Source organism: Candidatus Brevundimonas phytovorans, from assembly GCA_029203145.1.
Classification (GTDB): Bacteria; Pseudomonadota; Alphaproteobacteria; order Caulobacterales; family Caulobacteraceae; genus Brevundimonas; species Brevundimonas phytovorans.
In genome coordinates, this window is the sequence record CP119309.1 from 675,238 (window position 1) to 691,400 (window position 16,163).

Sequence of the window (16,163 nt, forward strand, 5' to 3'; positions counted from 1 at the left end):
CGCTCCCTGATCGCGCGCCGCCTGAGGGGCGCGGAACGCCGGGCGGGCGGCCCGGCCCGCGCTGGCTCAGCTGAGGAAATAGTCGTTGTGCAGATCGCTTCCGTCCGCATCCTCATCGCGGGCGGGAATGGTGTGGAAGTCCGTCCAGTCCCACTTGCCAAAGGGTGAGCCCCATCCAGGCTCGATCAGATCGACGAAGCGGTCGTGACCAGCACCTTCTCTGCCACCCCCGCCTCCGCCGCGGCCCCTGAACCCGGATGGGACGATGAAGTCGTCGTCATCGAGCGGGACGCTCACGGCTGTTTCGCCGGTGGGCAGTCTGGCCACCGCGGCGGCGGCTCCGGCGAAGATGAAGGAGGAGGCGGTCAGGCCGCCGCCGGAAAAATCGGTGAGGTACATGGTCTGACCGCCGACCGTGACCGAGGCGCCCGTCGTCGTGACGGCCAAGGCGACCAGGGAGCCGAAGTTGGCCGCGGTGACGCCCAGTCCGCTGAGGTCGATCTTGTCGGCGCCGACCTTGAAGTCGGTGATCTGGTCGTCGCCGCCGAAGACGAAGACGTCGTCGCCGGACCCGCCGCTCAGAACGTCATCGCCGGCGCCGCCGTTGAGCCTGTCGTCCCCGGAGCCGCCATTGAGCCTGTCGTCGCCGGCGCCGCCGTTCAGAACATCGTCGCCGGACCCGCCATTCAGAACGTCATCGCCGGCCCCGCCGCTCAGCGTGTCATCGCCAGATCCTCCGCTCAGGGCATCGTCGCCGGCCCCGCCGTTCAGCGTGTCGTCCGTCGACCCTCCCGCCAGAACCAGGGAGGCCGCAGGCGGGGTTGTCGGCGTGACGACGGGCGGCGTGCCGACATCGGTGTCCTCATCATCATCGTCATCGTCATCGCTGGGGCCGTCGTCGTCATCATCTTCGTCGTCGTCAGGGGGAAGGACAACGTCGTCGTCGTCATCATCCTCGTCCTCATCATCGTCGCCGTTCGCCGGCGGAGGGTTGGGCTGGAAGATGAACTCGGGAAGCTCGGTCAGCCCCGTGTTCCGCATGATGATTTCGGAGAAGGTGAGGGCGTTTCCAGCGAAGATCGAGTCGTCGAAGATCTCCAGATAGTAGAGCCGATCGCCGTGCTGCAGCCGGTTCAACTGATCCAGGAAGATATAGCCCAGGGTCGAGCCGAGCTGGCCGTGCCGGGGTTTCTCGGACAGCCCGCCGACCCACAGGTCCACGCTGTCGAAGCCGTCGGGATAGGCGGTCTTGAGCTGGAGCAGGGCCGCGTCGGTCAGGCCGTTTCGCGCCTGGAAGTCCGCCCAGCCGGTATAGGGACGCAGGCTGGCGATGCCGGTCTTCTCAAACAGTTCCGCCCGCACGGTGTTGAAGGGCGGGATGCCCACGTCGCGACCGCGGAATATGTTGAGCGCCGCCAGGTCCAGCGGGCGTCCGACCAGTTGGTTGCGCAGGGCGTTCACCACGTCCACGTCGATGGCCTGATGCGGGGTGGCGGCGGCGCCGGCGAGGATGGAATCCACACCCAGCGACGCAAGAGTCTGAGGGCTGAGGAAGGCGTCGACCAGCGACATCTGCTGCAGCACGCCGGCGGCGTCCACATAGCTGACGGTCTCGTTCAGCATGGAATGGCCGAAGCGGAAGGCGGCCTGAGCAAACTCCAGCGAGATGGAGGCGTCGACCGTGGGATCATAGCCCTCGAAGCCATGCTCTTCATCGTCGCCGAGACCGCCGCCCATCGCCTGGGCGAACTCGGTGAAGACGACCCGCTGATACTCAGCGATGTTCATGATGCGCGCGGCTTCGAAATATTCTTCTTCGGTCCAGGCGCCGTTGGTCGACTCCTTCAGGCGATCGACCCAGTGGTTGTGGTTGCGTTCCCAGACCGTGTGGATCGAGGTCAGCATGAGGTTCTCATTGCCGCGCCCGTCGCCGACCACATAGTAGTGGCCGATGGCGTCCAGATCGAGAACCGGGCCGGAGCCGGGGACGGTCTTGTAGACAGGCACGAAGTCGATCAGCAGGGGCTGGCCGGTGCCGTCGTAGTTGGTGATGTCCTCCGCCGTCAGTTCCTGGCCGCCGGTCATGATCCGGTAGTTTTCGCGGATATCGTCCAGGGTCGGCAGGGTAGGACGGCCGGTGCTGTCCAGTCCGCCGCTGAGCAGGTGGGCGGTCTGCCTCGGCTGACCATCGGGCCCGATCTCCCATTTCCGCAGCAGGGCGGTGATCGCCTCGTGCGAGCCATAGGCCTGGTTCTGATCGACATAGGGCGAGGTGTCGTTGATGTAGCGGGCGGCGATCTCGTCGCCGTTGTTCGGAATGCCGTCCGGGTCGACCCCGGTGCCGGGCATGATGTTCGCGCGAGGGGCCGAGATCGGGAAGGAGGGCGAGCCGATCGGCATGGAGCCGGGCGCGCCCTTGTTGATGAAGTCCAGACCGTGGTCGAAATACTGGCCGAAGGCGGTCAGCAGGGCCGTGCCGCCAAAGGCGTTGGGGGTGCTTTCCTCGGCGCCGTCGCCGTCATTGTCCTGATTGGAGATCAGGTCGGAGATCTGGCGCGGGGTCAGGGTGGTCTGACGCACGCCGGACGCGCCGTCGGTATAGTAGGGGTCGGTCAGGCGAATGAAGGGCTGGCCGGCGTTGGCCAGGGTCGGGTTGGCGATATTGTTGCCCAGGCCAGAGGCGTCGCGGATCAGGCCGTCGCGAACCATCTGCAGCAGGTCCTGGATATCCTCACTGTCCAGCGGCAGGTCGAAGGCGCTGTTGGAGGGCGGCAGGACCACGCCCTCGGCGGCCAGGCTGGGCCGGCCGAAGTAGGTCACTGTGTGACCGTTGCTCTCCAACCGTACGCTGCCGTTGGGATTATAGGTCTTCACGTAATCGCTGAAGGTCTTGCCCTCGGCCAGTTCGATCACGTCCTGGGGCCGCAGGGCGCCGACGATGGTGTCATTGCCGCCGTTTGATCGCAGGACGACGCGGTGGGCGGACTCCATGCCCGAGATATCGACGGTGTCGTTGCCGCCGCCGTCATTGATCCTGATGGTCGAGAAGCTGAGGCTGGTAGGGTTGAAGTTGCCGCGCGTGGTTACGGTGTCATTGCCCGCGCCGGTGTTGATGATGATCTCCTCGATATTGTCGAGCTCGGCGATCACCACGCCATTCCGGGTCACGACGATTTCGGTCTCGGGACGGAGGCCGAGAATGCCGTCGGCCTGCGCCGCGGCGGCGGAGTAGACGACGAAGGCCTCGGCCGTGGCGTTGCCGCCGACCGTGAAGGTGTCCGTGCCGGCGCCGCCATCGACGAAGTCACGACCGTCGCCCGCATTCCACAGGATGGTGTCGTTCCCGCCGCCGGCGAGGATCACGTCGTCGCCTTCATCCGCGTCGAACGTGCTGGCGGCGTTGTCGCCGATCAGGATGTTGGCCGCAGCGGTGCCGTTGATGGTCCCCGCCGTGTCGCGGGTGAGCGTCACCGTCGCCGTGTCCGTGGCGTTGGCGGCGCCCGAGCCGTCATTGCCCGTGTAGACAAAGGAGCCGCCGGCCCCGCCGGTGTCGGTCACGGTCACGACGCCATTGGCGCGTGTCGCCGTGAGGCCGTTGAGGCTGCTGAGCCCGGTCATGGCGATAGTGTTGCCATCGACATCGACGTCATTGCGCAGCAGCACCCATTCGGGGATGGCGAAGGACCCGGTTGCGACGTTGGTGATCACGCTGTCATTGTTGACCGACGGCTGATCATTGACCGCAACGACATTGACGGTGGTGCGGGCGACCTGGCTGGACAGGAAGCCGTCATTGACGGTCACCTCGATGATCCGGTCCACCGTGCCGGGGTTCTGCGATGTGTTGCGGAACTCGACGGCTTGAATCGCCGCTTGCCAGTTGGCGATGCTGGGCTCGTTGCCGGTCAGGGTGACGATGATCTGGCCGGGGACCGAGGCGTCGATCGTGCGGGTGATGTTCCCCGGCAGGTTGGTCGGCACGTCGAAGGCGTCCCCGGCCTGGGCGTTTGTCAGGACCACGCGGGCCGAGACGATCTGCTGGTCCTCGACGATCAGCGGACCGGAGGCGATGCTTTGATCGGCGCCGTCCTCGGTGAAGGTGGTCTCATAGTCTCTGGCCACTGAATCCGTGAAGGTGACGACCAGATTGTCGATGTTGACCGTCTCATTGGCGGCGGAAATGCCGGACGCCACAAAGCGGATGAAGGCGTTCTGGGTGAAGGGGCCCGTGAGCGCGATGTTCCTGTTCGCATTATTGGTCGCGCCGGTGATCAGGTCGATCTGGACCATCGCTGCCTGGGTGCCGTCCCGCGAGAAGAAGACCGTCACCGTCTCGCCGGCGTCGAGCCCATCCTCGGCCACGGAATAGGCCAGAGACGCTGACGCCTTCCCGCCCAGTTCAACGGTCCGCTGGATCTGCGCGCCGTCGCCTTGCGTGAACTGCAGGACGTTGTTGTTGCCGGCGTCGATCCGGATCTGGCCGGTCGTCACGCCGCCGCTATCATTGGCTTCGACCCAGTCGGGGTTCCAGGGCGCATTGCCGGTCGTATTGCCGAGGTTGGCGGTGTTGAAGTTGTCCGCGTATTGCCGCGTGATCTGCTGCAGGAAGAGCTCCGGCGGCGACAGGCTGACGTCGCCGTCCGCGAAGCGCAGGATTTCGATATTGCGGATGGTGTCGGTCCCGTCGGACACGCGGTTCTGACCTGTTGCGGGGTCGATCGCCCCGACGGTCTGCACGCGGTGGACTATGGTGATGGTCCCATCCGCGTTCGAGGTGATGTCATAGTTGGCGCGGACATCCCAATAAACGGCGACGTCATCGCCGCTGTCGTCCTGCTTGATCTCGCGCACGATGTGGAGTTGGGCCGGGGTGATGGCGCGCTCGAACATCCAGGTCGACAGCGCCTTGGTCACGCCGCCGAGCGTCACATTGTCCTTGAGGCTGTTGATCGTGGCGATTTCGGCGCCGGCCGCGTCGCGGATCGAAATCCGCACGTTGAGCCAGGCATCGCCGTCGATGACGTCATCGCCGCCACGACCTTCAATGATGTCGCTGCCGCCGCCGCCCAGCAGGATGTTCCCGCCGACGAAGACAGACTTCACATCCCCTGTGCTGTCGGCCCAATAGGGGCGCGTCGTCATCAGATTGGGGGTGATGATCTGGTCCAGACCCGCGATGCGGTTGATGCCGGCCTGGTCCAGTTCATGCCCGACCATGGTGCCCTCGGCCCCGGCGAGGACGCTTCCGGCATCGGCCGGCGCCCCGCGATCATCGCCCCAGAGCCGATCATCCTTGTTCCAGCCGGACAGCGCTTCGACGGCGTCGAAGCGATTGCGCAGGATGTCGGCCGCGTCGGTGGTGAAGATCGGCTTCGTCAGATCCGCATTGGCCGCAATAGTGCTGCCTTTGTGAATCGCCCAGTCGAAACCGAACATCCCCTCGTTGCGCATGACGCTTTCGCCCTGGACCATGATGTCGTCGCCGGACTCGGCGTCGAAGTCATGCTCGTCCGAGCCCGCGAACATCACGTCGTGGCCGATGATGGTCGAGTTGAAGAACAGTTCCGAGTTGTCGCCGGCGGTGGTGTCGAAGCCGCCGCCGCCCTCGATCCAGTCGTCGCCCTCATTGCCCAGCAGGAAGTCGACGCCGTCTCCGCCCAGGATGAAGTCGTCGCCCTGGCCGCCGAACACCTCGGTGTCGTCGACGCCGACGAAGAAGACGTCCTTGCCGGTCCCGCCCATCAGGATGTCGAGGCCGTTGGAGTTGGCGATGACGTCATTGCCGCCTTCGCCTTTCAGAAAGTCGCCCGAGTCGCCGCTGTCGGTGATGATATCGTCGCCGTCGCCGCCATTGACGAGGTCCACGCCCGCGCCGGCCTCGATCCGGTCATTGCCGGCCCCGCCCCAGATGGAGTCGTCGCCGAAATCGGTGATGATGGTGTCATTGCCGGTGGTGCCGCCGATCGAGACGTGCTCGCCGCCCGTGAAGCGCAGGAAATTTTCATCCACGCCGGCGGTCAGCGGGTCGTCGCGCTGCACCTTGCCGCGCCCGAGGCCCTCGAGCACGGGGTCGTTGCCGGTCGGGTCCGCCCCCAGTTGCATGGCGGCGTTGACCTCCAGATAGAAGTCGTAGTCGGCGAAGGCGTTCACGCCGATGCTGCGGTCGATCACGTCGTCGCCGGTGCCGCGGATGCCGTCCGGGCCGGGAGCGGCCAGGGCGGAGTTCTTCATGATCAGCTTGGAGAAGGAGTTCTCCTCCAGCTGGTTCAGGAAGTTCAGGCCCTGGGTGCGGGTCAGGTAGTAGAAGCGATCGCCGTCCTGCAGGTTCTCCAACTGCGCCTCGAAGACGGCGTTGAAGGTCGAGCCAAGCATGCCACCGAAGGGCATCTTCTTCTCGGCCAGGCCGCCGATCCAGAAGTCGATGGCGTTGACCCCGGTGGTCGCCGCCGGGCCGTTCAGCCAGGCGATCCGTGCGGCGCGTTCGGTGGTTGTTTCGCCGCCCACGCCGAAGACCAGATCCCAGGCCGCCGCCTGCTTGGCCGCCGAGGTGGTCGCGTCGGTGATGCTGGCATGGGTCCCATAGGCGGCGATGAAGTTCACCACCGACAGGGGGTTTTTCAGGTTGGCGGCGAAGTCGACCCAATTCTTGTAAGGCTCCAGGAAGGTCGATCCGGTCGCGGCATACAGCTGGGCGCGGGCGTCGTTGAGAGACGGAATCCCGGCGTCGCGACCGCGGGCGATGTTGATCGCCGGCAGGTCCAGCGGCAGGCCCAGCAGGTTGTTGCGTAGGGCGCCGGTGACGAACTCGTCGATCTCATTGCCCCGCACGCGCGTCATACCGGCGACGATGGCGGCCGTGGCTTCATCGGCTGTGCCCAAAGCGTTCATCGCATTGGGATTGAGGAAGGCCTGAATCAGACCGATCTCGCTCTGGGCGCCGGTGGTCGGGTCCACCATGTTGATGTTCTCGGTCAGCATGGAGTGACCGAAGCGGTAAACCGTGTGAGCGAACTCGGCGAAGATCGAGGGGTTGATGTCGGTCGAGCTGTTGAAGACGAAGGGGTCGATCAGGGGCTGCACCTGACGGGCGAACTCTTCGAAGACCAGGTGCTGGTACTGCATCTCGGTGGCGAACCGGGCGGCCTGGAACAGGCGCTCGCCGTCCCAGACCAGGGTATTGGCATAGGCCAGTTGGTCGAGCGCCGACAGGGAAGCGAAGTTGGAGGGCAGCCCACCGATGTCGGTCGCCAGCCATTCGTTGATGAAGGCCAGATCGCCCGACTGCAGCACGGTCAGCTTCTGGGCCTCGACCTGCCGGTTGTGCTCGGAATGGAAGACGTGGTGGACAGCGGTCAGGCCGATGTTTTCATTGCCGCGCCCGTCGCCCGTGGCGAAGTGGGCGTCCAGCAACTCGTTGTCATAGGCGACTTTTCTGCCCCGGTAGTCCGTGGCGATCGCGTTGTCGGCGACGGCGTCATCATCGGCCTGAACCACCAGAACGTCCGGCGTGGCGGGATTGCCGTCGGCGTCGAATACCGTGCCGGGCACGGCGTTGTGGGCGATGTCGTCAAGGAAGGCGTGAGCGATGCGGATCGGACCAAAGTAGTCGACGCCGTCGATGTTTACCGGCGTCGTGGCCATGGCGATCAGGTTGATGGGATTGGCCGGCGTGCCCGAGATGACGATGTCGTCGGCGGTGTTGGGCGTGCCATCAGCGCCCAACCCCAGGATGACCTGAGCGTAGCCTGTGACGGGATCGGGAATGAAGCGGCCATAGGGGTCGGTTCGCAGCAGGGGAACGTTGAACACGTCCTGATCGGTCAGCTCGATGCCCAGCATGGCTCGGGCCTGAGCCTTGACGTCGCCCCAGGTGCCCAGGCCGCCGGTGGCCCCGTCCAGCAGGTGGCCAGTGGCCACGGTTCGCCCGTTCACTGTCGCGTATTCGCGCAGGAAGACCTGATGCGAGGCGTGGGAGGTATAGGTCTGGTTCTGATCGACGAACGGCGTGGTGACGTTGACCGCTTCGTGCGCCGTATCGTCGGCGGTGCCCATGATGCCGTCGGCGCCGGGGCCGGCCACAGGGGTTGCGCGGCTCAGCACCATGAAGGCGTTCTGCGCGCTGACTTCGTCGCCTGTGCCTGGGATGCCGTCCGCCCCATGCGTGCGCAGGGGATCGTCGGGGGCCAGCGGGATGTAGATGGTCCCGTTGCCGCTCTTGGTGATCAGGTCCAGGCCATGATCGAAGAACTGACCGAAGAAGGTCATCCAGCTGTTGAAGGGCGCGGTCAGGCCTTCATCCGCCGCGACGTTGGGGATGATCAGCGAGCCGTTCTCGGCCTCCAGCCCCTTGTCGTCGAGGATGGCCTGGAAATCGGCCTGGGCCGCGTCACGTGCGACCTGCTTGGCGGCGGGGTCCAGTCCGGCGTCGGCGTTGATGGCGACGATCGTGCTGATCAGGGTCGCGTGGGCGGCGCGCACCACGGCCAGGTCGCCATAGACGTCTGCAGACCCTGCAAACGTCAGGGCGGCGACGATGGCGGCTGGATTGTTGAAGCTCATGTCGGAGACAAGGTTCGAGATCAGCCGTGGATCGGCGTCCGCGACATTGCCTGAATGGCCGCCGTTGACGCCGGGCGTCGCCCCGCCAACCATGCCGTAATCGTTGTTGGTGACGCTCTGGCCGCCGCCTAGCGCCATCGAGTCGTCGCCCTCATTGATGAAGTTGGGGTTGAGCAGTCGCGGCATCGGCTGGTCCGCCGCGCCCCAAAGTTCGCGCCCCTCCACGATGTTGTTGTAGCTGCCGTCGACCGTCCGCAGGCCAAAGGGCGTCTTCGCGTCCGGGATGGCGAGGGGAAGGGTCGGATCGAAGCTGGCCGAGGTGTACCAGGCCCGATCAGTGATGACCCGACCGGCGGCGTCCACCCTGATCTGTGTCAACGGCGTGCCGTTCGCATGAGCTTCGGCGATCTTGATCTGCCTCAGAATGAATTCCAGATCATGTTGGTTCAGCGCGACCATTGTAGCCTCCAGGGCGGAATTTGCCGTGGGAGGGCCGACCGGAGGCGAAGCGCGGCGGGGGCGGTGATCGCAGCCCGGAAAGCTTCGGGCTCGAAGTCGTCGCGGCCGTCGGGCGAAGCCAGAGGAAAGGCCTCCTGTTAACCCGACTGTCTTCCTGTCTCCGCCGTCCGTCGATTTGTCCTGCCGGACTAGTCCGTTGGGAGACTGAATCTGGCCCTCATCCGTTCGGACTAAGCCTTTGGTCCTAGACCGTACCGCCGCGGCCGAATGGTGTCTGATGCCTCGCGGCGAGTTTGGCGTAGCGAGCGGGGGTGGCGCGTGCATACTGCCCTGCCTCGCAGCGTTTGTGATTGCGGGGGACGGAGGGTGTGATGAAGGGGACTATCGCTTGCCTGATCGGGGGCGTCGTTCTGGCCGGGGGGCTGGGCGCCATGACGAGGACGCCGCAGGAGGCGCCGCCGCCGCGAGCGGCCGCCGTCCCAGCGAGCGCCTTGCCTGAAGGTGAAGGCCGTGAGCTGACGCAGCGCGTGTGCGGCCAATGTCACTCGGTGGGCATGTTCGCAACACAGCGACATACTCAGGATGAGTGGAACCAGGTTATTGCGCGCATGATGGCCAAGGGCATGACCGAGCCCGAGGACGATCTCTATGAAATCTCCGACTATCTCGTTGAAAACCTCGGGAAGGTCGAAGCGGGCGGCTGATCAGGCGTTGTCGCGTGTGACGCCGTATCCGTTGGCGAAGGCGTCGCGGATGGCGCGAACGCGTCTATTGTCGGCGTCGCCGCTGCGGCAGACGAAGGCGATCTGACGTGTCGGCGTGCTGACGCCCAGCGGAATCTGGCGCACGGGGGCGCGCACGGTCGGGGCGACCGGCAGGCGCGGAATGATCGACACGCCCAGACCGGCCGACACCATGGCCAGCACAGCCTCGATGGACTCCAGCTCGAAGCGCGGCCTGGTGCCGGGCGAGAGGCGATGCAGGTGGCTGGCGGCGGTGCGTCCGCTGGTCAGAGAGGTGTCGAACTGGATCCAGTCGTAGCGCGCGATCAGGGCCTCGGCGGTGGTTTCCGTGCTGTCGGGCGGCGCCACGAAGACGAAGGGCTGTCTTTCCAGATCCTGCCAGTCGAGGCGGCTTGAGCCGCCCGAGGTGGGCCGGATCAGGGCCGCGCCATCCAGTCGGCCTGCCTTCAGGTGATCCAGCAACTCGCTGGAGTCGCCCTGGATCACCCGCACCGCCAGCCCTGGATGACGTCCGCCGATTTCCTGCAGAACCAGGGGGATCATGGTGGGTTGGAGCGAACGAATCGCCCCGATGACGACGCGGCCCGACAGGGCGGCGGAATGGCGCGTGCGCGCCTCTTCCACGGCGTCCAGGGCGGTGCGGACGCTTTCGGCAAGATCGCTGGCGAGCGGAGTGGGGCGCACGGTGCGGCCCGAGCGGTCGAACAGGGGCTGGCCCACATACTCCTCCAGCCGTTTCATCTGCAGGCTGACGGCGCTGGCGGTCAGGCCCATGTCGTCGGCGGCGCTGGCGAAGCTGCCGTGCCGCAGGACGGAGTTCAGGGTCATCAGGAACTCGAACTTCAAGGCGTTCTCCCGTGCAGGGCCGGCGCCGTGAGGGCGCAGCACGATATCGATACATAACAAAACGTCATCTATCGATCCAGCAAACGTCACTATTTCTTGAGTTTGGCGGTCGTTACCAATGGTCTCGACCGAGCGATGGGGCGACCCGCCGACCGGCAAGGTCTCATCGCTCGAAGAGGCGAGGGACAGGGAAGAGGCAATGAAACAAGAACATCAGATCAGAATGCTGATCGACGGTCAGTGGACGGATGGCGAAGGCGCCGCCGTCACGGTCGTCGACAAGTTCACCGGGGCCGAGCTGGGCCGCCTGCGCTCGGCGTCGCCGGCACAGGTCGAGGCGGCGGTGGCCGCCGCCCGTGCAGCGTTCAACGCCATTCGCCTCGAAGCCTATGAGCGCAGCCGCCTGTTGAACCGAGTCGCCGACCTGATCCTGGCCGAGCGCGAGGCTTTGGCGGCCATGATCGTCGCTGAATCCGGCGTGCCGTGGAAGGATTCCAGCAACGAGGTCGTGCGCACCGCCGAGACCTTCCGCGTGTCGGCCGAGGAAGGCCGTCGTCTGGCCGGCGAGATCGTGCCGATCCAGGGGGCGTCGGGCCAGTCGGGCCGCATGGCCTATACCCTGCGGCTGCCGCGCGGCGTGGTCGGCGGCATCAGCTCTTTCAACTCGCCGCTGAACATGGTGGCGCACAAGGTGGCGCCGGCCCTGGCCTCGGGCAATGCGGTGGTGTTCAAGCCGCCGGTCGCCACGCCCCTGTCGGCGACGCGCCTGTTTGAACTGATGCTGGAAGCGGGGGTTCCCGGCGGCCTGATCAACCTGATCCACGGCGGCGGGGCCGAGGTCGGCGCGCCCCTGGCGGCCCATCCGGGCGTCGACTTCTTCACCTTCACCGGCAGCACTCCGGTGGGCAAGGCGATCAGCGCCAGCCGCGGCATGCGCGCCACGGCGCTAGAGCTGGGCAGCATCGCGGCCACCATCGTCTGCGCCGACGGCGATCTGGAGCGGGCGGCGGTGCGCTGCGCCCAGTCCGGGTTCCGCCGTCAGGGGCAGGCCTGCACCTCGACCCAGCGGTTGTTTGTCGAGCGTTCGGTCATGGACCGCTTCCTGCCCATGCTGCTGGAGCAGGTCGAAGCGCTGAAGGTCGGCGATCCGCGAGACCACGCCACCGACGTCGGCCCCATGATCAGCGAGGCCGAGGCCGTGCGCGCCGAGACCTGGGTGCGTGAGGCGACGGATCGCGGCGCCAGGGTTCTGACCGGCGGCGAACGACGCGGCGCTATCCTGACGCCGACCGTCCTGACCGACGCCGACCCCACCTCGAAGGTGCTGTGCGAAGAGATCTTCGCCCCCGTCCTGACTGTCCTGCCGTTCGACTCGCTGGACGAGGCGATCGACCGCGTGAACGCCACGCCCTTTGGTTTGGCCGCCGGCCTGTTCACCCGCGACCTCAGCCGCGCCCTGAAGGCGGCCGAGCGGCTGCACGTCGGCGTGGTGCACCTCAACGAAGCCTCCAGCAGCCGCGTCGATCTGATGCCGTTCGGCGGCGTCAAGGACAGCGGCGTGGGGGTCGAAGGCCCCCGCTACGCCATGCGCGAGATGACGCAAGAGCGTCTCGTCACGATCACCCTGTGATGGATTTGAATATGTCAGCAGACAGCGTAACCGGCGCCCTCTTCATGGCCCAATGCCTGAAGAACGAGGGGGTCGAGAAGGTCTTTGGCCAGTGCGGCCACACCAACTACGCCCTGATCGACGCCTGCGACCGGCTGGGCATCGAATATGTCTCGTTCCGTCACGAGCAGCAGGCGGTTCACGCCGCCGACGCCTATTATCGCGTGTCGCGCAAGCTGGCGGTGATCAACGTCCACCTGTCGCCCGGCCTGACCAATACCGTGACCGGCGTGGCTTCGGCGGCGATGGACGGGACGCCGATGCTGGTCATCACCGGCAACACCCCGACCTATCACCACCCGCGCGAGGCGCATCAGAGCATGCGCCTGCACGCCGACGCGTCGCAGGGGGATATCTTCAAGCCGATTTGCAAACGGGTCTGGCGCGTCGACGACGCCCGTCATCTGCCTGATGTCATGCATCGGGCCCTGAACATCGCCCAGACCGGACGGCCCGGGGCCGTGCTGCTGGACATTCCGATGGATGTCTTCGCCCAGAAGATTTCGGCCGAGGCCCAGACCCGCTCGCGGCGTCCCAACTTCGCCCGCCCCATGGGCGACGCCGAGGGCGTGGCCGAGGCCGTCGCCATGCTGAAGGCGGCGAGCAATCCGGTCATCTTCGCCGGCAACGGCGTGGCCTTGTCCGGCGCCTATGATGCGCTGAAGGCGCTGGCGGAAAAACTGGGCGCGCCGGTGGCCACCACCCTGGTGGGCAAGGGCGTGTTCCCCGAGAACCACCCCCTGTCGCTGGGTACGACGGGCATCTGGGGCGCGCGCGTCGCCAATGACACGACGCGCACCGCTGATGTCATCCTGGCCGTGGGCACCGCCTTTGGCGAGGCGGACTGCAGCTCCTGGCGGCCCGAGCACACCTTCAATATTCCCGGCACGAAACTGATTCAGATCGACCTGGATCCGCAGGAGATCGGCAAGAGCTATCCGGTCGATATCGGCATCGTCGGCGACGCCCGCGCCACCCTGGCCCAGCTGTCGGCGGCCCTCGGCGAGCAGCCCCGCCCTCAGGCAGTGGTCGCAGCTCAGCGCGCGCGGCTGGACGGCGCCAAGGCGGCCTGGCGCGAGGAACTGAAGGAAACGCAGGAGATCGACACCAAGCCGATCCACCCGGCGCGCCTGCTGAAGGTCCTGTCCGACGCCGCCCCCGCCGACGCCATCTTCGTCACCGATGTGGGCTGGAACAAGAACGGCGCCGGCCAGCAACTGGAGATCCAGGGCCGCAACGGCTTCCTGACCAGCGGCGGCATGGCGACCATGGGCTATTCCCCCGCCGCCGCCGTCGGCGCCGCCATGGGCGCGCCGCATCGCAAGGTGCTGGGTCTGGTCGGCGACGGTGGTCTGATGTCGGTGCTGGGCGCGCTGACGACGGCGGTCGAGCTGGATATCCCGGTGCTCTGGGTCCTGTTCAACAACTTCTGCTACTCGACCATCCGCACCGTCGGCACGACCTATTTCAATAACAAGCAGGGCACCGAATTCCGCTCTCCGGACGGTGAACTCTACAACCCCGACTTCCAGCTTCTGGCCAAGTCGTTCGGCATCCAGTCGGCCCTGATCGAGGAGCCGGACGATCTGGTGGCCGGCGTTCGCGCCGCCATGGCCGAGCGGGGTCCCTTCCTGCTGGAAGTGCGCACGCGTGGCGACGTGCCGATGCCGCGCACCGGCTACTGGGACATCGCCGACTTCCTGGCGACCGGCAATGACTGACGCGCCGCCGCTTCATCAGGGTCTCCACCGACGGGACTATCAGCCGGACGCGACCGGCCCGCTGGACGGGGTGCGGGTGCTGGACATGTCGCGCCTGTTCGCGGGCAATGTCCTGACCCAGATCCTGGGCGATTTCGGCGCCGAGGTGATCAAGGTCGAGCCGCCCGCCGGCGACACCTTGCGCGGCTGGAAGACCCAGGGCGTCTCGACGCACTGGAAGATCTACGCGCGCAACAAGAAAAGCCTGGGTCTGGACCTGCGTAATCCGCAGGCGAAGGACATCTTCCTGAAGCTGGTCCCGACGGCGGCCATCCTGGTCGAGAGCTTCCGTCCCGGCGTGCTGGAGAAGATGGGCTTCAGCCCCGAGACCTTGCAGGCCATCAACCCCAGGCTGGTGATCGTGCGGGTCTCGGGCTGGGGGCAGGGCGGGCCTTACGGTCAGCGCCCCGGCTTTGGCACGGTGATCGAGGGCATGTCGGGCTTCGCCGCCATCAATGGCTTCGACGACCGCGAGCCGGTGCTGCCGCCCATGTATCTGGCGGACGGCGTGGCGGGCTCCTATGGCGCCTCGGCGGCTCTTTTGGCCCTGCGTGAGGCGGAGCGCCCGGACGGGAAGGGCCAGGTAATCGACCTGCCGCTCTATGATCCCCTGTTCGCCCTGCTGGGGCCGCAGGCGGCCAACTATCGATTGTCCGGCCAGGCCCGCAAACGCGAAGGCAGCCGGTCCAGCAACTCGGCGCCGCGCAACGTCTACCGCTGCCGGGACGGCAAGTATGTCGGCCTGTCGGGTTCGACCCAGACCATGGCCATGCGCATTCTCAAGGCGATCGGGCGCGATGATCTGACTTCCGATCCGCGCTTCGCCACCAATGCGGACCGGCTGGCGAATGTGGTCGAACTGGACGCCGCCATAGGCGACTTCATCGGCCGCCACGATCAGGCGGAGCTTGTGGCTCTGATGGAGGCCGCGGAGGTTACGGTCGGCCCGATCTACGACATCGCCCAGATCATGCAGGACCCGCACGTCATCGAGCGCGAGATCCTGGCCGACTATCCCGACCCCGAGCTTGATCAGCTGCCCATGCATCACGTGGTGCCGCGCCTTTCGGAAACGCCGGGATCGATCCGGGCGGCGGCGCCGGCTCTGGGCGAGCACAATGCCGAACTGCTGGCCGAGTTGGGCCTGGATGAGGTCCAGGTCGCTGGCCTGATGGCCGAGGGGGTCGTCGCCGGCGCCATGCCGCCTCAGGCGGAGGATGCGGCATGACCCTGGTCTGGCGTTCGCTCCAATATGTCCCGGCCCATCGCGACAAGCATGTGACCTCGTCGCGGTTGGCCCAGGCGGACGCCGTCATCCTCGATCTGGAAGACGCGGTGCCGACCGAGGACAAGGCCGCCGCACGCAAGGCCCTCAAGTCGGCGGTGAAGACCGTCGGGCGCTGGGGCGCGGACGTGCTGGTGCGGATCAACGCCGAGCCGGACCTGGCGGACGCCGATATCCCCGCCGCTGTGGCCGCCGGCGCCATCGCCCTGGTCGTGCCCAAGGTCGAAGGCGCGGACGACATCCTGCGTCTGGAACCGGTCATCGCGGCGGCTGAACGGGCGGCGGGGCGGGAGATCGGTGAGACGCGCCTGGTGGTTCTGATCGAGACCGCCCGCGGCTTCCTGTCGATGTCGGCCAGCCTGGGGGCCAGCGAGCGGATCGCTGCGGTCAATCTGGGCAATGAGGATTTCGCGCGCGACCTGGGGGTCGAGCCGTCAGAGGAACTGCTGACCTATCCGCGTCAGCAGATGATCATCGCCGCCGTGGCGGCCGGGGTTCTGCCCTTGGGCCTGGCGGGACCGGCCACGCGCTTTGACGATCTGGAGTCCTATCGCCGGCTGGCTGAGCGCTCGCGGCGGCTGGGCCATGTCGGCGCCACCTGCATCCATCCCGATCAGATCGCCGTGCTGAACCAGGTCTTCGCGCCGAGCGAGGCCGAGGTGTCCGAGGCCCTGGCGATCGTGGACGCCGCCCGGATGGCCGGGCAGGGCGCCTTCGCAGTCAACGGCAGGATGATCGACAAACCTGTCTTGAGTAGGGCGGTCAGAGTGCTTGATCGCAAGAGTTCAATAGAGAGCAAGTTCAAATCTAGTTCCAAGAAATAAAACAAAAACGGCGGCTCA

Annotated in this window: 7 protein-coding genes; 5 read left to right on the top strand and 2 right to left on the bottom strand. The window is 66.3% G+C overall.

The genetic code is table 11. The features are described 5' to 3' along the window. Window positions 1-66: 66 nt before the first annotated feature. Window positions 67-9,018 (bottom strand): peroxidase family protein, encoded by an 8,952-nt coding sequence (locus tag P0Y52_03295; GenBank protein ID WEK58574.1) that lies wholly within the window; start codon window positions 9,016-9,018, stop codon window positions 67-69. 371 nt (window positions 9,019-9,389) lie between these two features. Here P0Y52_03295 and P0Y52_03300 point away from each other — a divergent pair, with 371 nt between their 5' ends. Then, window positions 9,390-9,722, top strand: a complete 333-nt coding sequence (locus P0Y52_03300) for a hypothetical protein (GenBank protein ID WEK58575.1) — start codon at window positions 9,390-9,392, stop codon at window positions 9,720-9,722. Here the strand turns inward: P0Y52_03300 and P0Y52_03305 are convergent, their stop codons facing one another. After that, window positions 9,723-10,607: a LysR family transcriptional regulator gene (locus P0Y52_03305; protein WEK58576.1), complete on the bottom strand. Its 885-nt coding sequence runs from the start codon at window positions 10,605-10,607 to the stop codon at window positions 9,723-9,725. Window positions 10,608-10,806: 199 nt separating this feature from the next. On the opposite strand from P0Y52_03305, the gene P0Y52_03310 reads away from it, so the two are divergent. Genes P0Y52_03310 through P0Y52_03325 form a run of 4 tightly spaced genes read left to right on the top strand, consistent with a single transcriptional unit; the run spans window position 10,807 to window position 16,145 of the window. Further along, window positions 10,807-12,237 (top strand): aldehyde dehydrogenase family protein, encoded by a 1,431-nt coding sequence (locus tag P0Y52_03310; protein WEK58577.1) that lies wholly within the window; start codon window positions 10,807-10,809, stop codon window positions 12,235-12,237. A gap of 11 nt (window positions 12,238-12,248) precedes the next feature. Next, complete coding sequence (locus tag P0Y52_03315; GenBank protein WEK58578.1) at window positions 12,249-13,997, top strand: thiamine pyrophosphate-binding protein; 1,749 nt, start codon at window positions 12,249-12,251, stop codon at window positions 13,995-13,997. Beyond that, window positions 13,990-15,264, top strand: a complete 1,275-nt coding sequence (locus P0Y52_03320; GenBank protein ID WEK58579.1) for a CoA transferase — start codon at window positions 13,990-13,992, stop codon at window positions 15,262-15,264. The genes P0Y52_03315 and P0Y52_03320 overlap by 8 nt, the downstream gene beginning before the upstream one ends. Further along, window positions 15,261-16,145 (top strand): CoA ester lyase, encoded by an 885-nt coding sequence (locus P0Y52_03325; GenBank protein ID WEK58580.1) that lies wholly within the window; start codon window positions 15,261-15,263, stop codon window positions 16,143-16,145. Before P0Y52_03320 ends, P0Y52_03325 begins: the two co-directional genes overlap by 4 nt. Window positions 16,146-16,163 lie beyond the last annotated feature (18 nt).